Genomic DNA, 21,403 nt, shown 5'->3' with positions numbered 1-21,403 from the left:
GATCTGAAACGAAACGCTAGTTGCAGCGGGGCGGTTCAATCTCTTCGATTTCGACCAGCGCCGCGACCAGGGAAAACTTGCCATAGTCGAACTCGAACCGGCGCACGACCCCATTGGACTGAAGAATCTGGGTCATCTCGAATTCCGGTTCCTCGTTGAGCCCCTTGCCTGAGCTGCTGGCGAACATCGCCAATCGAACAGGCCACCATTTATGCGCGCTCAATGCGCCGAAATTATTCTCACCGCCACGGGCGGCGTCTCGTGCCTTTCCTAGAATGAGTGAATTCGCCGCCATCGGCGCGTTTTCGGGCTGGGAACCATCGAAATAATGGCTGAATGCCCGTGACTGTCCCTGTTCCGCGGCTTCGATCACGGCAATCGTATGCTCGAACGGAAAGACCGTATCGGCGGGCAGGTCCACCGCAATGCCACGCGGCACGTTGTAGATCGCGCGACCGGCCTTGCCGGGCCCGGCCCGTTCGGCCGCTCCTTTCGCTGCCTCGACCGTCTCACCGCCGATCCGGGTTTCGGTATCAAAGCTGAACAGGGTGCCGTCCAGCGCCTCGAAACTCGTCATCACGACTTCGGAGTTTATGGGTTCGCCCTCGCCGGGCGCCATGCTGACGACGAGGCGTTGGCTGGACGCCCAGCCGTCACAGGCGCGGCTCCACTCCGCCACCATGCGGCCGCGCGCGTCGACGATTTGAGAGCCCGCGTCCACGCGGCCGATGCGAATTTCATAGAAGGCGCGGTGTGACGCATGGATCACCACCGCCCCGGCGGTATCGGGAAGCAGCACTGCCGCCAGCAATCCGCCGGCAAGTGCGTATCGAAGGGTCTTGATCCGGAAAGTCATCATGAATCCATTGTAACCGGAAAATACCGGCGGATTCACGCAACACAGCGTGTTGAATTCGGTTAGTTGACCTGCACCGTCCGAACGGCGCCGTTCGGCGCGGCCACCGCGGCATTGCTGAATGTCACAGAACCGCAAGGCGGCAGGGTGCCGTCGGCGTTGCAAACCCGCAAAACCCAGGCATCCTCCGCACCCAACGGCCGGACTGCCGACAACGGCGCATCTACCAGGACGCGGTGCCAGACCCGACCGTCAATGCGCATCGAACGCACTTCGGCGCCCAGGGACGCGTACCGGCCGGCCAGTTTCGTGGCGTTCTCGAAGGATCTGAAGCTGCCCACCACGGACACGGCATGGGACATGGGATGGGAAACGGCATGGGACAGGGCAGAGGCCGGTTTATCGGATTGCGGCCGCTGCGGCGGCTGTGGCCTCGAAAGCGCAATATCGTAGATCGGGGTGTTCTGATAGGCCGGGCGGGATTTCGGTGCCGCGTCGGCGAAACGGCCGGCCGAGGCAGGCGTCTCAAGCCATTGTGCGGCCGCCGGCACGAACGCCGCGGCCGTCGGTTGTGCAGTCATTCGGTCACTCACCACCACCGTGCCCGGACCGAAACCTTCAACGAATCCAGCCACTTCAACCGGGACCACAAAGGGATCATCCAACAATTCGGCATCATCGCCATTCCAGGGGTCATCGCCGGCCGGATCTACCGCGTCCGGGGTTTGCGGGCCTTCCGCGGTCTGCAAATCGTCCGTTTCCGCCTCACAAATCTCGCGGCCCTGGACGGCCCTGAACAGGGCACAATCCTGTTGCGCGACCTCGGATATGGCGTGGTCCGTGACACTCTTGCCCGAGGCCAGATAACTGACCCCGTCAAGCGCCCAGGACGCCGCCGAAAGCGCCGGTGGCAATCCACATCCGCCCAACAAAAGCGGCAATCCAATCATGGCCAGGTTTTTTCGCATCGCAAGCTCCCAATCCTCGTGACGGGATACTGACCCGGCGCGACTCGCGTTGCATAGTGAAAAATTAGCAGATGCCTCTAAAATATTAAATTCATTGATATTATTGGCTTATGAAAATCGGACCATCCGTGCCGTTAACTTATTAAATTCAATAAAATCAGTACATTATGATGTCCACGCGCGACGTCAATTAAGGAAATTAATTACCTTATAAATCAATTAGTTATGATGAATTTCGAATACATCGTCTTGCAGGCGAGCATAGCTGTCGTTGCCGGCCCATATGTGTCGCGAACGGTCATTGGTGGCGTAGCGGCAGGTTGCTCGGCCACAATGGCGTCACCTGAGCGCGGACGGCCCCGGCTGGACGGCTAGCCGATATCGAGCACCACATTGCCGATATGTTTGGCGGCTTCGACCATCTCGTGGGCGGCGGCGATTTCCGCAAGCGGGAAACGTGCCGCAATGGTCGTATTCAGGGTCCCGTCGGCAAGCATCTTGTTCAGCGCCGCGACGCCTTCGTCCCGTTCGGCATCGGTGATCGAATAGACGATGAACCATTTGAGATTGGCGCCCTTCACGATGAAGTCCTGGGCCGGGACGCTCGCCATGGCATCGACCGTGCCATAGATGATCACGGTCCCGCGCGGCGCGAGTATCTGGCCGTAACTCGGCGCATTCGCCGACAGGTTCAGCTCGACGATGCGGTCCACACCCTTGCCGTCAGTCAGCTCGAGAATGCGCGCCGGTACGTCCTCGGTCCGGTAGTTCACCGCCTCGTCGGCACCCGCGTTGCGCACATACGCCGCCTTTTCGTCGGAGCTGACCGTGGTGATCACCCGCGCGCCGTTCGCCTTGGCGACCTGTACCGCATGATCGCCGACGGCACCGGCCCCGCCCTGCACGAGGATCGTCTGACCGGCGACATCGCCATCGAACATCACGGCCCGATGGGCGGTAAGGAACGGAATGCCGAAACAGGCCGCGTCGGCCATATCCGTGCCCGCGGGCAGGTCGATCACGTATTTCTCCGGCATGCAGATATATTCCGCCGCCGTCCCGAACGGGCGCTGCCACTGGCCGTTCATCAGCCAGACATCGTGTCCGACCCGGCCGCTATCCACGCCGTCGCCGACGGCATCGATGGTTCCGGCGCCGTCGCTTTGGGGAATGATCAGGGGAAACGGGATAACACCCCCGCGCCCGCGCGCGCGGGCCTTCCAGTCGGACGGATTCACGCCGGAGGTAGCGAGCTTCACGCGCACCTCGCCCGGGCCCGGCTCCGGTGTCGGCTGTTCGCCGACGGTCAGAACGTCTCTTGCCGAACCCAGCCGGTCATAGAATGCCGCGCGCATGATGCTTTCCCCCAGGCGAATTGTTGTTTGCGACGCATGTTACATGTGCCGATTGTTCCAACGCCAGCATCCCGGCGACCATTCGTCGCGTATGGCGGCTGGCGGCGCGCGGTACGATGACCGCAGACAACCAACGACCGTTTCCGACCGGCAACAGGTTCAGAGATCACCGATGTCCGAATCCGACCACGAACCCGTCCCGCGCTACCGGACCTGGCAGGGCTGGCCGGTCCTGTCCCAGGGCTTCCGGCCCTTCTTTCTGCTCGCGGGCCTGTGGGCGGTCGCCGCACTGCTGATCTGGATGCACGCCTTCCTCGGCATCCTCGAAAGCCCCGGCGCGCTCGCACCCCTCAACTGGCACACGCACGAGATGCTCTTCGGCTATGGCGCGGCCGTCGTGGCCGGGTTCATGCTGACGGCGATTCCCAACTGGACGGGACGGCTCCCGTTGCAGGGCTGGCCGCTCGCCGGGCTGGCCGGGCTTTGGGTCGCGGGGCGCCTGGCGATCTGGTTCTCCGACGCTCTCGGCCCAACCGCAACGGCGGTGATCGACCTCGCTTTCCTGCTCATGTTCCTTGCCGTCGTGTTGCGGGAAATCACGGCCGGCAAGAACTGGCGCAACCTGCCGCTCGTCGCGGCCATCGGGGTCCTGGCCCTGGCCAACGCGCTGAGCCATGCGGGCTATGCCGGCCAGACGATCGCCGGAATTGACCCCGAACCAATCGGCACCCGGCTGGCGCTGGCGTTGTTCGCGGCCCTGATCACGCTGATCGGTGGCCGTGTCGTGCCCAGCTTCACCCGCAACTGGCTGGCCAAGGCGGCGGACAAGCGGTTGCCCGCACCGTTCGGCGCCTTCGACAAGGCCGCGCTGGGCATGGGCGTCATCTCCCTGCTGGTGTGGGTTCTTGCGCCGGAATCACCCGTGACGGGCGGCCTTCTCGCTATCGCCGCGGCCCTGCATGCCGTCCGGCTCGCGCGCTGGCGGGGCCTTTCGACCTGGCGTGAGCCGCTCCTCGCGGTGCTGCATATCGGCTATGGCTGGGTCGCGCTCGCCCTTGCGCTCATCGCGGCGAGCATCTTCTGGCCCGCACATGTCCCGCCAAGCGCGGGCATTCACGCCCTCACCGTCGGCGCGATCGCCACCATGACACTGGCTGTGATGAGCCGGGCGATCCGCGGCCATTCCGGGCGCTCACTGACGGCGGGGACGATCGCCACGCTGGTCTTCATCGCAATCACGCTTGCAGCCCTCATACGCGTCGGCGCACCGTTCCACGATGAGACCTACACGGTGCATCTGATGGTCTCGGCGGCCTTTTGGATCGCGGCATTCCTCGGCTTCGTTCTGGTTCACGCCGGCGCCATCTTCGTGCGACCACGCTAGCTGCCACGCGAATTTTCGAGCCGTTGCTGGCGCGCCTTGCGCCGGCGCAGCTTCGCCTTCACAGGCCACTGACAAATTTCCCAAACCAGCAGACCGACAACCAGGCCGGCGACGGCATAGAGCAGGCTCGTCACATCCAGCGGTAATGCGGGGGTAAAGGATTCGGCCGCCGCAGACGCGATGTCCCGGTCGCCGTGCAGTGCCAGAGCAACAGGGCGCCACAATGGCGAGGCGCTCTCGATCAGGCTGCGGGATGCCTCGAGATCGCCGAGGCGTTCGGCGAAAGCGCCAACAAGCCGGTCGTGGGACGGGCCGTCACCGACGATCCGCGCCGCGTCGCCATCGGACAGTTCGCCCAGCGTGCGCCGGGCCTCGTCGATATGGCCCCCGAGGCGCTGCAGATAGACCTGCACGAACGCGGGGCCCTGCGCCGCGGACGCCGCGCCCAGCGTCGCGATCGCCGCGCCAATCAATGTCAGGATTTTCGCCCATGCCCACCGCATGTCGGGGAGTATAGAGACAATTGCGGCAGAGAGATGAACTACAATCCCCCGCGCGCCTTTCGTCTATCCGGCCCGGGCCAGCTGGGTCTCGACCCGGCCGAGCAGAAACCGCGCCCGTTCCTGCCCCTGATCCAGCGCCCGTTGCAGCCAGCGCCGCGCCTGCGTCAGGTCCCGGGGAACGCCGCGCCCCTCGAAATAGAGGGCGCCCAGGTGGAACTGGGCGCTCGCCTCGCCCGCCTCGGCGAGCGGCTGCCAGACTTCGTAGGCGCGGGTATAGTTTCTGGTTTCATAGGCCCTGATTCCCGCCTGCAACGCGCCGTTCCCGATCACCGGCGCGGCCGGCACCATCGGCGCCTCCAGCGCCGGCGCCACCGTTTGCGGGACATCGAGCTCGGGTCGCGGGAGTTCGGGTCGCGGAAGTTCGGCCCGTACGCGTTCGGGCTGTGCGAGTTCGACCGGCCCGGCATCGATCTGGTCCTGGGGCACGTTCAGCTGCATCGTTTCCGGATAGATTTCCCGATCATGCATGGGGTCGGAGGTTTGATCCGCGGCCGCGATCGTGGACGCCCCGGCAACGCGGGCCGGGCCTGGGTCGGCAACCGCAACCAACGGGCTGGCATTTTCCGTGGACGCGGGTTGCAATCCCGCTCGCGATATCTCCTCGAGCGCCATCGTCGCGGCCGCCAGGTCACGGCCGATCCGCTCTATCTCGCGGCGCAACGCGACGCGCTCTGCCGCATGGCGCGCACGCAGGGTCAGATTGCGGGTCTGCTCCGCCTCCAGCCGCGCCCGCAACCCGTCGCGCGACTGCACCGCCGTCAGGTCGCGCGCCAATGTCGGCACGCTCCCCGCCAGCAACACCGGACGGGCCTCCAGCCGGACGAGCGGCACGATATCGGGTGCCGGCTCCGCCGACATATCCATCTCCAGCGCCGCCATCGCCGCCCCTGCCGACGCGAACTGCCGCACCAGAACCCGGATCTCGCGCATCAGCGCAGCGCGGGCAAGCTCACCGCGCATCGCCGCCATCCGCAACGCCTCGACCTCGGCGCGAACCTGTTCGTCCGGCGCCCGGTCCGTCACCTGCGCCTCGATTTGCCGTGTGAGGCGCTCGATGGCCCCTTCGAGCGACAGGCGCAGTGCCGCCGCGTCCTCCGCGGCACGCTCCTGGGCCACCCGGGCGCGCGAACGCTCGGTATCGAGCCGCCGATGCAGGCTCTCGATCTCGCCTCTTGCCGCCGCGAGCGCGGCCTCGTCTTCGGTCTCGTCCGGCTCGCGCGAGACCGGCGTGACCGGCGCGCGCTGGGGCGCCCGGACCCCCAGGCCGGGATCGGCGGGCGGGCGGGCGCCCGTCATGATCGCCTCGATCCGTGCCCGCAGGGCCCGGTCATGCTCGGCCCGTGACGCAATGGCCTCATAGGTCTCGATGGTCAGGCCCGTGGCGTCGATGGCGTCATGCATGCGCGCGCGCATCTCGTCGAACAGGGCCTCGGCGCGGTCCGGCCGCCCGGCGATGTTGGCCGCCGCGATTTTGGGTGTGTATTCGTTGCGCAGCGCGCCGACGATCCGCGTCGCCCGGGCGAAGGCATCCAGGGTGCGGGCATCATAGGCGCCCGCCGCGGCGCCGGGCGCAGCCGTCGACAGCATGTCCGGCGGGGCCATGCGCGCCTGTTGCGGATTGTCGGTTGCCGTCTGCTGCGCAACCGCGACCGATGTGCTCATCGCCATCATGGCTGCCAGAACGGCGCCTGCGCCCGCAATTGCGGCCAGCCAGCCTGTGACCCGATCGGTCATGGACCCGTCTCCCCTGTTTCCTGTTGGCGCGGAAAAACCGCGCGGCTTCGCAGGGACAGCCTCACGCAGGCAGGCTTAGAGGAGCGTTAAGAATTGGGAAAGTTTTAGATAATCGCGGCTTGCGCATGAGATGCCCGGATCAAGTCCGGGCATGACGTGGTGGAAGACGTCGGGGCATGACGAAACGGGTTTGTTGCCCTAGTTCGCCGCCATCATCGCGGCCATCTTCCGCTCCCGGTCGGCCGCCATCATGAAGCCCCCGTCCTCGCGGCAATGGGCCTCGGTCTCGGCCATGATTTCCGCGTTGGACCGGGACAGATCGAACGGGTGGGCGTGGGGCTGGGGGATGTACCAGGGCGTGTGGACGTAGCACTCGACCCGGTTGCCGCCGGGATCGTGGAAATAGACCGACCAGGCGTTGCCGTGGGTGGTCGTCCGGTCGATGCTGATCCCCGCCGCGACGATCTTGTCGTGGATCACGCGCAGATCGTCGAGATTATCGAGCAGGAACGACATCTGCTGCACATGGACGGTCTCGCGGTCCCCCGACGGGGGGTCGGCGAGCACGAACTCATGATGTTCGCCCGGGTCGCTCGACAGAAACACAATCCGCTGCACCGGATCGCCATACTCGCCCCGGTCGGTGACCGTCAGGCCCATGACATCGGTGTAGAACGCCAGCATCGCGTCCATGTCGTTGGTGAAGATGCCGAGATGGCGGAGCCGGGGTGCGCCGGTCATGGGTGCCTCCTGTGGCGGAAATTGCGTTCCGTTGAACGATAATAAGCCAGCACCATGGTCTCGTCATGCTCGGACTTGATCCGGGCATCTCTCGTCCCGCCATCGCGAATGTCGACGCGTTGCGGCTGCTTGTTTTATCTCTCGGTCGTCGTTCCCGCGAAGGCGGGAACCCATAGACACGGGACCATGCCCGGTCATGCGTCAGCGTTTATGGATGCCCGCCTGCGCGGGCATGACGAGAATTATGCGGCCTAAGTCGCCTCACGTCAGGCGTCCGCCGCCTCGATATGAGCAAACAGCGCCGCGTCGAATGCCGCCGGGTTCTCGAGGTTCGAGATGTGCGAGGCCGGGTCCAGAATCACGCATTGGGAGCCCGGCACCGCGGCGTGCATCTGCTGTGAGGCCGCCGGCGGCGTGCTGCCGTCGGACTTGCCGGTCATGAACAGGCTCGGCACGGAAATCTCACCCAGCCGGGGCAGATAGTTGAGACCCTGGAGCGCCCCCGCGCAGCCGGTATAGCCCTCGACGGAGGTCTCGCGGATCATCCGGCGCACATGGTCGAGCACCGGCGCGTTCGCCGCCTCGGCCTGGAAGTCTTCGGTGAACCAGCGCGCGACGGTGGGCTCCACCAGCGCCTCCATGCCCTTGTCACGGGCGAGCGCAATGCGATCGACCCAGGGCGCCGCCCACTCCGGGTCGGCGTAAGGTCGCGCGTCGCACGCCGCGAGGCTGAGCAGGCGATCGCCATGCTCTATGGCCATGCCAAGACCGGCCATGCCGCCGAGCGACAGACCCACATAATGGGCCTTGTCCACACCGAGCGCATCCATCAGCGCGATGATGTCACCGACCAGCAATTCAAAGCTGTAGGGCCCTTCCGGGCCCGAGGACTGGCCGTGGCCGCGCGTGTCGTAGCGCAGGATGCGGTAGCGATCAGCAAGCTGCGCCACTTCCGTGTCCCACATGGTGACGTCGGTGGTCAGGGAGTTCGAAAACACGATCCACGGCGCGCCTTCCGGCCCGTCGAGCTCGTAGCGGAAGTCGATTTCGTTGAGGGTGATGTTCATTTGGAAGGGACCATAAAACGAGAAAAATAATTCCGAGGATATCTTTGCCAATTAGTCTACTCGGCAGCAACAAGTTGCATTTCTGCAGTATCAAACTTTGATCGTACTGCCTGCAAAATAGCCTTCGCGATTATTGGAGATACGCTGTTTCCAATCATTCTAAACGAATGCCAAATCGTTGGATGGAAAAGGTGGATATCCGGAAACCCCTGAAGTCGCGCAGCTTCTCTAACAGTTATGACTCTGTCCTCTGTAGGATGTATCGGGCGAACTGATTGATACGAGCCCCTATCTGCACCTGTTCCTGCCCTCAACGTTGGGCAAAGCCCATTCCAGGCCAATCTAGGATGTCGGCCAACTATGTCCTTCCCGCCCTGAGGAACCTCGTTGAATCGGTTAATCACTTTTTGCGAGTGGGATGTTTTCCTATGTCCCGTAAATTCCCTATCAACTGATCGAAGTAGTCGCGCATAGTCAGTCGGCCTACCCTTTTTCTCAATTCGCCACCAATCGAATCCATCCTGCTCACCAATTTCAACAGAATGAAGAAGATCGCTGATCGCCGCTTCAACTGAGGAAGGCACAGCTTTGTGCTCCACAATATCCCTCATCTGCATAGGATCAGCTCGGCCCTTGTGCATACCAATCACGAACAAGCGAGAACGCTTCGTAGCCGCGCCAAAATCTGATGCATCTAAAATATTCGGCCCGAAAATTTCGTAAAATTCTTCCACTTGTTTCAGCGCAATTTCTAGAACTCCACGCGCGTCCGTGTACTGGAGACCAGGTACATTCTCCATAATAAAAAATGCCGGTCTGACTTCTCTAACCACTCGAAAAAAGTGCCCAAGAAGCTCTCTCCGTGGATCGTCAGTTAGACGTCGACCAATATCACTAAATCCTTGGCACGGAGGCCCGCCAATAATTCCATCTACGGTCCCGCCCGCTGACTTTCGAACCTCATCGCCGCGAAGTATAGATATGTCCTTAAGCAACAGGTTAGTCGACACGAAATTCTTCCTGAACGACGATGTCAGAATGGGATCGATGTCATAAGCAGCAGCAACTTCAAACCCTGCCATATGCGCACCCAACGAAAACCCGCCGGCGCCACAAAACAGGTCGACAATGCGAGGATTCTTATTCAATTCATGGGATGAGCACATATACCGAACCCAAATTCAATATTGGCATAGTAAATAATCCGTTCGCAACTAAGTAACAATTTGGGCGAATGCTGGATATTGCTTATAATATTTTTGGAATGCCTGTATTTGTTCAGGCTCTAGATCGAAGCCCAGTTCCCGAACAGCATCCCGTGATAGATTACTATCACTTGGCAGCAGCGACTGAAGGACTGTCGCTTCGCGAACAGTTAAGTGTGGCGCAATAATGGGCTCGTCAATTAGGCAAGGCCATTCTTCTTTCCCTACGAAATCGTCGCTGATCGCAGCAGCGCCGAGAGCAGGCAGAACGCCACCCACAGTAACCATCGGAGTCGTGTCCCGATAGATTACTCGAAATGCCGGTGTAAAGCCTCCAGGCCGAGATAGCTCCGACGTCAAAGATGCCATCGCGCCTAGTGCGAATTCTGCCAACGTTTCCTGCATTCTCTCGCCTTTACACGCGCGTCGCGAAAGGTCGTCTGGCACCAAATCACCAAATATTTCCCGCAATCGATCGGGCCTATCTGCTGATACGCCGTATTTTCCTTCAACACCGTTGAACGTTATGAGGAGGATCGTATTTTCAGGAGCGCGCTCAATAACCGTTCGAATATCGTCGCGGACAGACTCATCAAAAAGATAGTCGTAATCGAGCCAAACTAGCCAGGGACGGCCACGAATTTCTGGTATCTCATTCAGTTCAGGCAAAATAGCCGAAGAATGTCCATGGCACACAGACACCGTTGAATACGGTGCATTAAACAGAGCACGACGAAACCCAATATCGTCGCTTTCGATCGAGTACATGTCCTTAATCAGAAGCTGATTGTGCGCCATGACAAAGTCCGTGAACCAGATGGAACCAAATCCAACGAACACTTGTTGATCCAAGTTCAAATGAATTTTAAGCATTCGAATACCATCAAAAACCAGTTGTCTTTGAATAGTTTTACTTGGCCGTAGGCTGTAGTTGATTGAATCGAAAGACGCCATCAATCCTCTCCAACCAAATCATCGAGCGAGTACTCGAACGATTTTATTCCGACGTCTCTGTATGACATGCTAATTCGGCCAAACGCTTTCGCTAGTAGCTTTAAGTCCTTAAGCGGGACCGAGTAATTGATATTTGCAACGCGCTCTACCGGCCGGGCGGTGAAACTGGGCAGAGTGACCTTCTTGTTCTCCGTAATTGAACGGATTGAAACGGGCGTCGTCTGTGCCTCTTTAGCTTTGGCCTCATCAAGAGACTGCTTTTTCTGATTAGTATAATTAATCCAACTTTTTGATATTTCCCGCATGTGCGGTTTTGATCGTCGATAAACTTCCGAAGAACTATCGATGCTTCTTTTGGTCGTGGTTAGCGGTAATGCTGCCGCATTCGATGCAGAAAAAAGGATGATCCCCAAAAAGCCCGAATACTGACGATGCCACTGTGGCCAATCATCCGACCCCCAGCCTGAAACTTCAGTTTTGTCAGCGGCAAGTACGATCCGTCCGTTGCAAACGACATACCAGCCATCCCTTCTATCTCCGCGCTCATCCTCTTCAGGATCACTATCCTCCGGCGGTGGGGCTGACATGCCTCCAATTATCTCAATCGACACTTCGTCGTCGTTTTCTTTGTCTTCATATGAGATACGAACGGGCACATACTCTTCGCTGGCAAGCAGTTCAATCTGCCAACCAGCTATCTTCTTTCCGTTCAGTAGAATAGATAGCCCTTGGCTGAGGTGGAGCGAATAGTCCCTCGCGATCGTTCTACTCAAATTCTGAAGAAATGCGGGATTGGAGAATGCGTTGGCCGCGCTGGAGGTGAGAATATTGGCATCGATTCTCACGCCGTTCTCGGCTAATTGTTCGTCCTCCTCAAGATCAAAATCCCAAGGCGGATCGTCGCTTTCCAACCATTTTTCAACACTAATTGGGACCGCGAACGATTGTCTTGTTCCATCATTGTCCGCGAAAGTACTGCGTATTCGAATGTCAGTTCCCAACTTAAAAACGGCACGTTTCATTCCGATTCCGTATACACCGATACTATACTCATCAGCTTCCTCTTGAGGCCGACGCCCAAAGCTAAATGCATACTCGACCGCGTCATTTAGGCTCATACCGCCACAATTATCTGTAATGGTGAATTGCGTTGGCGACGCCGTAATATCAATCGTATAGGCAGAAAGATCGCCGTCCAGGGCAAGGCCAATTGGCCTGCTTCCTTCGGATCGCCAGGCTCCGTCAATACTGTTGTCAATTAGATCAAGAATGCAGTCTTCAAGACTAATGTCGCGGGTAATCATTCGCACAAAGAACGCCTTGGTCGGATTTGCAGACGCCTTGGTATCCTCAGTAATTGTCACGGTGCCCCCCAGCTTTCAAACGCGAACCAAATTCGTTGAGTCTCTGACGTGAGAATACATTGACAACCAAAGATTGCCAAAAGACTCAGATAATCAATCGAATGAGTTTTACCGCCAAAGCTGGCAGCGGGAAGACTAACGGTACTTGCCTACTTCTCGCCCTTCGGCAGCACCTTCTTCAGGTGCAGCTCGCGCAGGCGCGTGTCGTCCACCTCGGCGGGCGCGCCCATCATCAAATCCTCGGCGCGTTGGTTCATCGGGAAGGCGATGACCTCGCGGATGTTGGGCTCGTCGGCGATCAGCATGACGATGCGGTCGATGCCCGGGGCCGACCCGCCATGGGGCGGGGCGCCGTAGCGGAAGGCGTTGAACATGCCGGCGAACTCGCGCTCCACGGTCTCGCGGTCGTAGCCCGCGATCTCGAAGGCCTTGAGCATGATGTCGGGGCGGTGGTTCCGGATCGCGCCGGAGGATAGCTCCACACCGTTACACACGATGTCATACTGGTAGGCCAGCACGTCGAGCGGGTCGTCCGCGTCGAGCGCCGCCATCTCGCCCTGTGGCATGGAGAACGGATTGTGGGAGAACTCGATCTTGCCCGTGTCCTTGTCCTTCTCATACATCGGGTAATCGACGATCCAGCAGAAGTCGTAGCGGCCGGTCGGGATCAGGTCGAGATCCTCGCCGATCCTGGTCCGCGCCTTGCCGGCCAGGTCGGCGGCCTCGCCCGGGTCGCCGGCGGAGAAGAACACCGCGTCGCCGTCCTTCAGGCCCGCCAGTTCCTTGAGCTTCTCGAGGCGTTCACCGGCCACGAACTTGGCGATCGGGCCCTTGCCCTCGCCATTCTCCAGGATGATGTAGCCGAGGCCCGGCGCGCCCTCGTCGCGCGACCAGTCGTTGAGCTTGTCGAACCAGCTGCGCGGCTGCGCACCGCCGCCCGGCGCGGGGATGGCGCGCACGGTGCCGCCCTTTTCCACCAGGCCGGCGAAAATCTCGAAGTCCGAGCCGGCGAACACCTCGGCCACGTCGGCGATCTCGATGGGGTTGCGCAGATCGGGCTTGTCGTTGCCGTATTTCAGCATCGAGTCCGCATAGGCAATACGCGGGAACGGCGTCGGGGTGACCGACCAGGGCGCGTCCCGGTTGAAGCCCGCGAACTCCTCGAACACGCCCGCGATCACCGGCTCGATGGCGTTGAACACGTCATCCTGGGTGGCGTAGGCCATCTCGAAATCGAGCTGGTAGAACTCTCCCGGCGACCGGTCGGCCCGCGCGTCCTCATCGCGGAAGCAGGGCGCGATCTGGAAATACTTGTCGAAGCCCGCCACCATCAGCAGCTGCTTGAACTGCTGCGGCGCCTGGGGCAACGCGTAGAACTTGCCCGGGTGCAGGCGCGAAGGCACCAGATAGTCGCGCGCGCCCTCGGGCGATGACGCGGTCAGGATCGGAGTCTGGAATTCCTTGAAGTCGGCCTCGATCATGCGGCGGCGGATCGACGCGATGACATCGTTGCGCAGCAGGATGTTGCGCGCCACCTTCTCGCGGCGCAGGTCCAGGTAACGGTAGCGCAGGCGGATTTCCTCGCCCGTGTCCTCGTCGGAATTCACCTGCAGGGGCAGCTGGTCTGCGGCGTTCTCGACATTCACCTCGTCGATGCCGACCTCGACCGAGCCGGTCGGGATGGTCGCGTTGACGGTCTCTTCGGAGCGGGCCACGACCGGGCCGGTCACGGAGATCACGGATTCCAGCCGCGCGCCCTCGACGGTCTCGAAGATCGGGCTCGATGTGTCGATCACGCACTGGGTGATGCCGTACTGGTCGCGCAGATCGACGAACAGCAGGTTGCCATGGTCGCGCTTGCGGTGGATCCAGCCCGACAGGCGGACGGTATCGCCCGCATTCTCGTCGCGCAGTTCGCCGCAGGTATGGGTTCGGTAGGGATGCATGTTTCGTCCCGAAGAAGCTGGTGAAAAGCTGGAAATCGGCCCCTTTTGGCTCGCGGGCCGCCTGTCGCGCCAATGGCCACGGATCGCCCGCGCCTGTCAAGGCCACAGCGGGCATTCCGGGGCGTCCCCGGGCGGGTTTGAAACCCGCCCCTACGGTCGAAAGCGGATTGACCAAATGACCGGGTACAACAAGTGGATGATGTAGGGGCGGGTTTCAAACCCGCCCGCTTCACATCTTCCCCACCCGCGAGAAACCCTGTAGAACCGCCCCCCATGAACGTTATTTCAGACACCGACGCGCTCGCGGCCTTCTGCGACGCGCTGTCCACCGCCGAATACATCACCGTCGACACCGAGTTCATGCGCGAGAGCACGTTCTGGCCGATCCTCTGCCTGGTGCAGGTCGCGGGGCCCGAGGACGAGGCGATCATCGACCCGCTGGCCGACGGCATCGACCTGACGCCGCTCTATGACCTGATCGCCGACGAAAACGTGCTCAAGGTGATGCATGCGGCCAAGCAGGACATCGAGATTTTCCACCACGAGGGCGGTGTGACGCCCGTGCCCCTGTTCGACACGCAGATCGCGGCCATGGTCGCGGGGTTCGGTGACCAGGTCGGCTACGAGACGCTGATCGCCAAGCTGACGAAGGTCCGCCCCGACAAGGGCAGCCGCTTCACCGACTGGTCACACCGGCCCCTGACCGACGCCCAGATGGACTATGCGCTGGCCGACGTGACCCATCTGCGCCCGGCCTATGAGAAGCTGCGCCGCCGGATCGAGGAGAACGGCCGCCTCGCCTGGGTCGAGGAAGAGATGGTCAAGCTCGCAGATCCCGCTTTGTATGAGGTTGTGCCGGAAGAAGGCTGGCGGCGCCTCAAGCCCAAGCGCAACCAGCCGAAATATCTGGGCATGCTGCAGGCCGTCGCCGCGTGGCGTGACCGCGAGGCCATGGCGCGTGATCTGCCGCGAAACCGGTTGATGCGCGACGATGTGCTGGCCCAGATCGCGGCCCGCCCGCCCGAAGACGAACATGCCCTGCAGCGCGTGCGCGGCATCCCCAAGAATTTCGCCAGCGGCCGGCTCGGCCAGGGGCTGATGGCGGCCATCGCCGAAGGCCGGGCCGTTGCGCCCGGGCACGCGCCGACGATCCCCGAACCGGTGGACCTGCCACCGGGCGCGGGCGCGCTGATGGACCTGCTGAAGGTTCTGCTCAAGTTCAAATGCGATACCAACCAGGTCGCCCAGAAACTCATCGCGACCGTCGCCGATTTGGAAGCCATCGCGGCCGACGACAATGCCGATGTGGCGGCACTCAAGGGCTGGCGCCGGGAAATCTTCGGCAATGACGCCCTGCGCCTGAAGGCGGGAGAAATCGCGCTCGCCGCCGGTTACGGCAAGGTGCGGATCGTCGAGGTCACGCCGGACAGCGACGAAAACGAAGAAGCGGCCGAATAGCCCGCCTGCCGGACGCGCGGCATCCGCTGCCTAGCCCTTCCCGACCACCTCGCGCAGCCCTTCACCCTCGATCACCCCGGACACCCCGAATGCCTTCGCCAGCGCGCCGAAGCGGGTGCGCACCAAGTCTCCGAAGAGGTCGGCCTGCCCGGGTCCGAGGGTCAGCGTGAGCTGCCTGGCATCAAGCTTCAGGTTCGCCCCCTTGAGCAATCCGGTGTTCCCGCCGGTAAAGGTCTCGGCCAGCCGCAGGGCTGAACCCAGACGGCGCGCCCAATCGGTTTCATCGGGCCCCAACAGGGCGTTGGCGACCCGCAGGGTCGCACCGCGCTTGGAGCCGCTGTAACGCCGGAACACCGCCAGCGCGATCATGGTCTTGTGCACATGATTGAGAGCGACCAACGGCAGCCGCAGGATCCGGAAATAGACCTGCTCGGCCCGATAGTCCGGATGTTCATGCCAGCCGATATCGGCCAACAGGCACGCCGCCCTGCGCAGGCGGCGCAAATCATTGTCCTCCCCCTCAAACAGAGGCGAAACCCAGTCGAACAGCGCCGTGCCCGTTCCCAGTGCACGGCTCTCGCGCGCGGCGAGATGCTCACACGCGACGATCAGCGGGTCCGCCGCGCGCGTGTCTGCATCGAGCGCATCAAACTGGGAACCTTCGCGGATGCCGTTGGCGGAAAAAACCACCGTGCCGGCTTTCGATGTCCGGATCAGGCGCTCCAGCACCAGTGCGGCCGTGGAAAGGGTGGCGACGCGCGCGCGCGGTACCACCCTGATTCGCGACAAGCTCTCCACGCCAAGTCCCGCAACAACGCCACAGAAATCGGCGGTGTCCCGGCCCGACATCTGATAATTGTGGATCACCCGCAGGGGGTATTTGGTCTGCACCATGTGCAACCGCGCCAGAGCACGCCAGGCACCGCCGACCGCATAAATCGCACCCCCGTCCAATGCGCCACCGACCCAGGCGAACCGTGCCAGTACCTCGTCGATGTAGCCCTCCAGTTCGTCACCGTCCAGCCCGGACGCCGCCAGACGCAACGGCCCCAGCGGCAGGCTGCCATGCTCGCCGACCTTGCCACCGGATATGCCCGCAAGTTCCAGGCTGCCGCCGCCCAGATCCGCCGCCACGCCGTGCGCGTCGGGGAGTCCACTGATGACGCCGCTGGCGGCGAGTTGGGCTTCCTGATCGCCGTCCAGCTGGGCGACCTTGTGCCCGAAAATGCCCTCGACCCGGGCGAGAAATTCCGCACCATCCTCGGCCTCGCGGGTGGCCGCCGTGGCCACCAGCATCGTGTCGTCGATTTTCATGCTGCGTACGATCGCGGCAAAGCGGGGCAGGTTCGCCAGTGCCTGGGCCACGCCATCGGCGTGGAGACGGCCCGTCGCCGCGAGTTCCCGGCCAATCCCGCACGTCACCCGCTCGTTGAACACCACCGGCGCGGCGCGCGAGCGATCACGGAACACAACGAGCCGGATCGAATTCGACCCGATGTCGATGACCGCCGCCGGACCACCGCTGGACGACGCGCGGCTATGCATTGTTAACGCTGGAAGCGGCGGGCCGAGAAGTGCCTAGTCGGGATGCGCAAGCAGTTGCGGCGCGCTGCCGGGTTTCTTCAGCGCGCTGCCACGACCAGACAGGCTGGGATTGGTCATGAAATAGTTGTGCGCGTTGAATGGGTCCTGCTCGCCACTCGTGTCGGTCCGGATATACGTGCCATCCGGCTCCATGTCCCAGCTTTGGGCGCGATCCAGCAGATTCGCAACCATGATCTGGTCGAGAATCTGCTGATGCACCGTACCGCTCTCGATGGGCACCAGAATCTCCACCCGGCGGTCGAGATTGCGCGGCATCCAGTCGGCCGAAGAGATGTAGAGCTTGGCTTGCGGCGACGGGAGTTCCGCGCCCGATCCGAAGGCCATGATCCGCGAATGCTCGAGGAAGCGGCCGATGATGCTCTTCACCTCGATATTCTCGCTCAGGCCCGGCACACCGGGGCGCAGGCAACAAATGCCGCGGATGACGAGGCGAATCATCACGCCGGCCTGGGAGGCCCGATATAGCGCGTCGATGATATCCCCGTCGACGAGGCTGTTGAACTTCGCCCAGATCTCGGCGGGCCGGCCGGCCTGGGCGTGCTCGATCTCCTCCTCGATGCAGGCCATCAGGGTCTCGCGAAGATTGACGGGCGCGACCGCCACCTTGTCCAGTCCTTCCGGCCGGGCGTAACCGGTCATGTAGTTGAACACCCGCGACGCGTCCTGACACAGCTTGGGATCCTGGGTCAGATAGCTGATATCGGTGTAAATGCGAGCCGTGATCGGATGATAGTTCCCGGTCCCGAAATGGGCGTAGGTCCGCAGGTCACTGCCCTCGCGGCGATGCACGAGGCTGATCTTGGCATGGGTCTTGAGATCGATGAAGCCGTAGACGATCTGCACCCCCGCCCGCTCGAGTTCGCGGGCCCAGCGGATGTTGGCCTCTTCGTCGAAACGCGCCTTGAGCTCGACCAGCGCCGTGACCGATTTGCCCGCTTCGGCGGCCTCGATCAGGGCGCTGACGATGGGCGAGTCTTCCGATGTCCGATAGAGCGTCTGCTTGATCGCGACCACCTGGGGGTCGCGCGCGGCCTGCCGCAGGAACTGCACGACAACATCGAAGGATTCGAACGGGTGATGGACCGTGATGTCCTTGGCCCGGATCGCCGCGAAACAATCACCGGCGAAATCGCGGATGCGCTCGGGGAATCGTGCATTGAACGAATCGAACAACAGGTCGCGCCGGTCGTCGACGATGAGTTCCTTCGTTCGGTCGAGGCCCGGCATCCCGTCGAGGACGAACACATCCTCTTCGTCGACACCGATCTCTTCGGTTACGAAACGGCGCAGTTCGTCGGGCATCTCGGAATCCACGGTCAATCGGATGACCGAACCCCGGCGGCGGCGCTTGAGCGCGGATTCGAAGAGACGGACCAGATCTTCCGCCTCCTCCAGTATCTCGATATCGCTGTCGCGAATGACCCGGAATGTGCCCATGCCGCGCAGTTCGAAACCCGGGAAAATCCGGTTGAGGAACATGGTGACGCATTTTTCCAACAGGATGAAACGCGGCCGTTCACCCGGCAGGCGAATGAAACGCTCGATCTGCCCGGGCAACGGCAAGAGGCCGATCATCAGTCGGTTATCGCTCGGCCGGTAAAGCTCCAGCGCCTCGGCCAGTCCGAAGTTCGGAATGAACGGAAACGGGTGGGCCGGATCGACGGCAAGCGGTGTGAGCACCGGGAAAATCGTGGTCATGAAGCGATCTTCGAGCCACGCCGCCTCGTCGCGCGTGAGATCGTCGGGATCGACAACGGCAATATCGCTGGCGCGCAATTCATCAACCAGCGTGAGCCAGGTTTTCTGCTGCGCCGCCATCAGCGCGCCGGCGCGCGCATTGATTGCGACCAGTTGCTCGCTCGGCGTCAGGCCTTCCTGGGAGAGCGTGGATATTCCGGCCTCGACCTGCCCTTTGAGGCCCGCGACCCGGACCATGTAGAACTCGTCCAGATTCGATGCGGAGATCGACAAAAACCGTACCCGCTCAAGCAACGGATGCTCGGGGTTCTCGGCCTCTTCGAGCACACGCTCATTGAATGCCAGCCACGAAAGTTCGCGGTTGATGAACCGTTCGGGAGACTCAGGGCCGATTCCAAATGCGGGATCGGGTAAAATTTCAGTGTCTTCAGCGACCACGGAGACCACATTTTTGTTAGGAATTACAGATACATGCGCACCAAACAGCCTGCTAGGCTAGCGAAATCACATCATGTCCGCAATTCGTGACGGTTCGGTGACAGGCTGACGTCAGGCGAAATCGCCAAGAATCTCACGCGCGAGCGGTACCGTCACCGGGCGGCCGCGCTCCAGCGCAGCCGCGTCGATCGCAGCGACAATCTCGGCAACGGCGGCGAAGGAACGCTCCATTCGTGCCATCAGGTAGAGCACCACATCCTCGCCGACCCGCAACTGCCGGTCGCGAAACAGCTTGACCATCAACGCCGCCAGCAGGTCATCGTCGGGCGCGGAAATACCGGCCCCCGACAGCGCCTTCAGCCGCGATGCCAGGTCGGCCAGGCCGACGTTCCAGCGCGCCGGCGCCTCGCGCCCCGCGAGCAACAGCGCGCCGTCGGTCTCCAGCACATAGTTGTACAGATGCAGCAGCGCTTCCTCGCTGTCCCGATCGCCCGCAAGCTGATCGGCATCGTCTACGCAGAGATACATGTTGCGGGCCCGCAGTTCCGATCCGTCGGACATGCGCACGTCGTCGGGACCGATCAGGGTGCCGCCACTGACCCCGCACCAGACATGTCCCAGATGGGTCTTACCCGACGCCGCCGGCCCCCAGATCGCGAGCGCGCGCGCGGGCCATTCCGGCCAGCGGTCGACCCATTCAACGGCTTCGGCATTGCTGCCGGAGACGAGAAAATCCGATCTCCCCCGGGCGGTTCGATGCCCCAGATCCAAAACGAGTTGTTTACCCACGGATTGACTGACTCAGTTGGCTGCGAGACGCACGACGTGGGTCACCAGCGCCTGAAGGCCTGCCTGAGGTCCGCGCGACGGACCGGCGTCGCCCTGACCGGGGTCGGTGCCCTCGAGAATCAGGTCGAATCGTTCAAACGCCCGGACGAGCCGAGCCTCATCGCCCCGGTGACTGATTACAATCTCCGCCGAGGTGGCCGTAAGGGCGATGATCCGAATATCGGTGACCGCCGGCACCCGCGTGATGCGGGCGCGAATATCGATCCAGTTTTCCAAATCTGTGATCGACACCGCGGCGCGCAATTGCGCAATGTCCCCGGCGGCAAGCGCGCTCGACGCCTTCCATTCATCCTCGATGATTTCACGGACCTCGCCGACCGCGCGCGCGAATACACTGGCCTCGGTCTCGGCCTCCTGCCCGACAACGGAAATACTGAACACGCTCATTTCCGGCAGGCCGACGGGCACGCTGTAGATGTCACTGCGCAGAAAGCCGGGCTCGGGCTCGAAAATATTCGCAATCGTGACAACCACACCGCGCGCGCCATAGCGTTCGGCAAAGCGCGCCAGCACATCCGCATCACCGTCAACCGCCTGCTCCACCGTCAGCCCCGTCAGGTCGGCAAGATCCCCAATCGGCGCCAGCATGGGCACGAGGCCCGTGCCCTCGGGATGGTTCCGCCACGCCTCGCGCCACGCGTTCGGATCGTCCCAAAGAAGATAGCGGGTCCGGGTCGCGAGGACAGGGATGATCGTCAGCGGCCGGCTGCGCAGCTCGGCAAAAGGCACCCCGGACTGGCGGAACAGGCTACGCACGGCATCGGGCTTGAAAGTGACCGTCAGATTCGCGAGGTAGCGTACATCCGACGTCTTCTCGTCATCGATCTGGATAGCATCGACGAGGAAACGCAGCGTGTCGGCATCGACGACCGACGCCAGGCCGCGATGTACGCTGCGCGTCAGCCGCGCCTCGAGCCGCGCGAACGCCTCGCGCTGACCGTTGGCAAGCGCGCGCGTACGCGCCGCGCTCGCGGTCTCGGCGCTTTCATCCAACGCCACGTTGCGAACAACGAAGATATCCTCGAGCGCGGATTGCTGCGCCATGAGCGCAGACGATCCGGCGATGGAAACGGCACCCGCCGCAAGCAGCCACACGGCGAGAACGAGACTGAATTTTTGCAGCGCGCGACACATTGCAAATGACCTTGAAACACCTATTCTGACGAGCCGACGGGGCATGATTCGCGGTCTACAGGAACACTGCGCCGCGAATGTGGC

The 21,403-nt window shown here is 62.1% G+C and carries 17 protein-coding genes; 2 read left to right on the top strand and 15 right to left on the bottom strand.

The genetic code is table 11. The features are described from left to right. Positions 1–16 precede the first annotated feature (16 nt). The 3 genes from ABJ363_01595 to ABJ363_01585 all read right to left on the bottom strand — a co-directional run bounded on the left by ABJ363_01595 (position 17) and on the right by ABJ363_01585 (position 3,179). Positions 17–856, bottom strand: coding sequence for a DUF1849 family protein (locus ABJ363_01595; protein ID MEP4377668.1), 840 nt, complete (start codon positions 854–856; stop codon positions 17–19). Between the two features lie 62 nt (positions 857–918). Continuing rightward, a complete protein-coding gene (locus ABJ363_01590) occupies positions 919–1,824 on the bottom strand; it encodes a hypothetical protein (protein ID MEP4377667.1) in 906 nt (301 codons plus the stop codon). A 371-nt stretch (positions 1,825–2,195) separates the two neighbouring features. After that, a complete protein-coding gene (locus ABJ363_01585; GenBank protein ID MEP4377666.1) occupies positions 2,196–3,179 on the bottom strand; it encodes an NADPH:quinone reductase in 984 nt (327 codons plus the stop codon). A 172-nt stretch (positions 3,180–3,351) separates the two neighbouring features. On the opposite strand from ABJ363_01585, the gene ABJ363_01580 reads away from it, so the two are divergent. Next, positions 3,352–4,563, top strand: a complete 1,212-nt coding sequence (locus ABJ363_01580) for an NnrS family protein (protein ID MEP4377665.1) — start codon at positions 3,352–3,354, stop codon at positions 4,561–4,563. Here the strand turns inward: ABJ363_01580 and ABJ363_01575 are convergent. The 8 genes from ABJ363_01575 to aspS form a co-directional block, all read right to left on the bottom strand. Then, positions 4,560–5,066 carry a DUF2937 family protein gene (locus ABJ363_01575; protein ID MEP4377664.1) on the bottom strand — a complete coding sequence of 169 codons (507 nt, stop codon included), beginning with the start codon at positions 5,064–5,066 and terminating at the stop codon, positions 4,560–4,562. The genes ABJ363_01580 and ABJ363_01575 overlap by 4 nt on opposite strands. A 63-nt stretch (positions 5,067–5,129) precedes the next feature. Next, on the bottom strand, positions 5,130–6,860 hold the full coding sequence (locus ABJ363_01570; GenBank protein ID MEP4377663.1) for a DUF4168 domain-containing protein: 1,731 nt from the start codon (positions 6,858–6,860) through the stop codon (positions 5,130–5,132). A 198-nt stretch (positions 6,861–7,058) separates the two neighbouring features. Then, on the bottom strand, positions 7,059–7,601 hold the full coding sequence (locus ABJ363_01565) for a VOC family protein (protein MEP4377662.1): 543 nt from the start codon (positions 7,599–7,601) through the stop codon (positions 7,059–7,061). Between the two features lie 266 nt (positions 7,602–7,867). Continuing rightward, positions 7,868–8,668, bottom strand: coding sequence for an alpha/beta fold hydrolase (locus ABJ363_01560; protein MEP4377661.1), 801 nt, complete (start codon positions 8,666–8,668; stop codon positions 7,868–7,870). A 56-nt stretch (positions 8,669–8,724) separates the two neighbouring features. Continuing rightward, positions 8,725–9,834, bottom strand: a complete 1,110-nt coding sequence (locus ABJ363_01555) for a DNA cytosine methyltransferase (protein MEP4377660.1) — start codon at positions 9,832–9,834, stop codon at positions 8,725–8,727. Between the two features lie 48 nt (positions 9,835–9,882). Then, positions 9,883–10,827 carry an O-methyltransferase gene (locus tag ABJ363_01550; GenBank protein ID MEP4377659.1) on the bottom strand — a complete coding sequence of 315 codons (945 nt, stop codon included), beginning with the start codon at positions 10,825–10,827 and terminating at the stop codon, positions 9,883–9,885. Continuing rightward, a complete protein-coding gene (locus ABJ363_01545) occupies positions 10,827–12,191 on the bottom strand; it encodes an ATP-binding protein (protein MEP4377658.1) in 1,365 nt (454 codons plus the stop codon). The genes ABJ363_01550 and ABJ363_01545 overlap by 1 nt, the downstream gene beginning before the upstream one ends. A 149-nt stretch (positions 12,192–12,340) precedes the next feature. Beyond that, positions 12,341–14,137 carry an aspartate--tRNA ligase gene (aspS, locus tag ABJ363_01540; protein MEP4377657.1) on the bottom strand — a complete coding sequence of 599 codons (1,797 nt, stop codon included), beginning with the start codon at positions 14,135–14,137 and terminating at the stop codon, positions 12,341–12,343. A 273-nt stretch (positions 14,138–14,410) separates the two neighbouring features. Here aspS and rnd point away from each other — a divergent pair, with 273 nt between their 5' ends. After that, positions 14,411–15,595, top strand: a complete 1,185-nt coding sequence (rnd, locus tag ABJ363_01535) for a ribonuclease D (GenBank protein MEP4377656.1) — start codon at positions 14,411–14,413, stop codon at positions 15,593–15,595. Positions 15,596–15,625: 30 nt separating this feature from the next. Here the strand turns inward: rnd and ABJ363_01530 are convergent, their stop codons facing one another. From ABJ363_01530 to ABJ363_01515, 4 genes are all read right to left on the bottom strand, one after another. Beyond that, positions 15,626–17,140: a Ppx/GppA phosphatase family protein gene (locus ABJ363_01530; protein MEP4377655.1), complete on the bottom strand. Its 1,515-nt coding sequence runs from the start codon at positions 17,138–17,140 to the stop codon at positions 15,626–15,628. Positions 17,141–17,173: 33 nt separating this feature from the next. After that, a complete protein-coding gene (locus ABJ363_01525) occupies positions 17,174–19,336 on the bottom strand; it encodes an RNA degradosome polyphosphate kinase (GenBank protein ID MEP4377654.1) in 2,163 nt (720 codons plus the stop codon). Between the two features lie 111 nt (positions 19,337–19,447). Beyond that, positions 19,448–20,125, bottom strand: coding sequence for a DnaA/Hda family protein (locus ABJ363_01520; GenBank protein MEP4377653.1), 678 nt, complete (start codon positions 20,123–20,125; stop codon positions 19,448–19,450). Between the two features lie 12 nt (positions 20,126–20,137). After that, positions 20,138–21,319: a DUF2066 domain-containing protein gene (locus ABJ363_01515; GenBank protein MEP4377652.1), complete on the bottom strand. Its 1,182-nt coding sequence runs from the start codon at positions 21,317–21,319 to the stop codon at positions 20,138–20,140. Positions 21,320–21,403 lie beyond the last annotated feature (84 nt).

The organism is Alphaproteobacteria bacterium (assembly GCA_039980135.1).
GTDB lineage: Bacteria > Pseudomonadota > Alphaproteobacteria > UBA6615 > UBA6615 > UBA8079.
This window is presented reverse-complemented; position numbering and strand designations above follow the sequence as displayed.

Bases quoted from the DNA above. Each gene is read 5' to 3' on its own strand.
- ABJ363_01575 (MEP4377664.1), bottom strand. From the start codon at position 5,066: ATGCGGTGGGCATGGGCGAAAATCCTGACATTGATTGGCGCGGCGATC.
- ABJ363_01515 (MEP4377652.1), bottom strand. From the start codon at position 21,319: ATGTGTCGCGCGCTGCAAAAATTCAGTCTCGTTCTCGCCGTGTGGCTG.
- ABJ363_01585 (MEP4377666.1), bottom strand. From the start codon at position 3,179: ATGCGCGCGGCATTCTATGACCGGCTGGGTTCGGCAAGAGACGTTCTG.
- ABJ363_01595 (MEP4377668.1), bottom strand. From the start codon at position 856: ATGACTTTCCGGATCAAGACCCTTCGATACGCACTTGCCGGCGGATTG.
- ABJ363_01560 (MEP4377661.1), bottom strand. From the start codon at position 8,668: ATGAACATCACCCTCAACGAAATCGACTTCCGCTACGAGCTCGACGGG.
- ABJ363_01550 (MEP4377659.1), bottom strand. From the start codon at position 10,827: ATGGCGTCTTTCGATTCAATCAACTACAGCCTACGGCCAAGTAAAACT.
- ABJ363_01580 (MEP4377665.1), top strand. From the start codon at position 3,352: ATGTCCGAATCCGACCACGAACCCGTCCCGCGCTACCGGACCTGGCAG.
- ABJ363_01530 (MEP4377655.1), bottom strand. From the start codon at position 17,140: ATGCATAGCCGCGCGTCGTCCAGCGGTGGTCCGGCGGCGGTCATCGAC.
- ABJ363_01565 (MEP4377662.1), bottom strand. From the start codon at position 7,601: ATGACCGGCGCACCCCGGCTCCGCCATCTCGGCATCTTCACCAACGAC.
- rnd (MEP4377656.1), top strand. From the start codon at position 14,411: ATGAACGTTATTTCAGACACCGACGCGCTCGCGGCCTTCTGCGACGCG.
- aspS (MEP4377657.1), bottom strand. From the start codon at position 14,137: ATGCATCCCTACCGAACCCATACCTGCGGCGAACTGCGCGACGAGAAT.
- ABJ363_01555 (MEP4377660.1), bottom strand. From the start codon at position 9,834: ATGTGCTCATCCCATGAATTGAATAAGAATCCTCGCATTGTCGACCTG.
- ABJ363_01570 (MEP4377663.1), bottom strand. From the start codon at position 6,860: ATGACCGATCGGGTCACAGGCTGGCTGGCCGCAATTGCGGGCGCAGGC.
- ABJ363_01590 (MEP4377667.1), bottom strand. From the start codon at position 1,824: ATGCGAAAAAACCTGGCCATGATTGGATTGCCGCTTTTGTTGGGCGGA.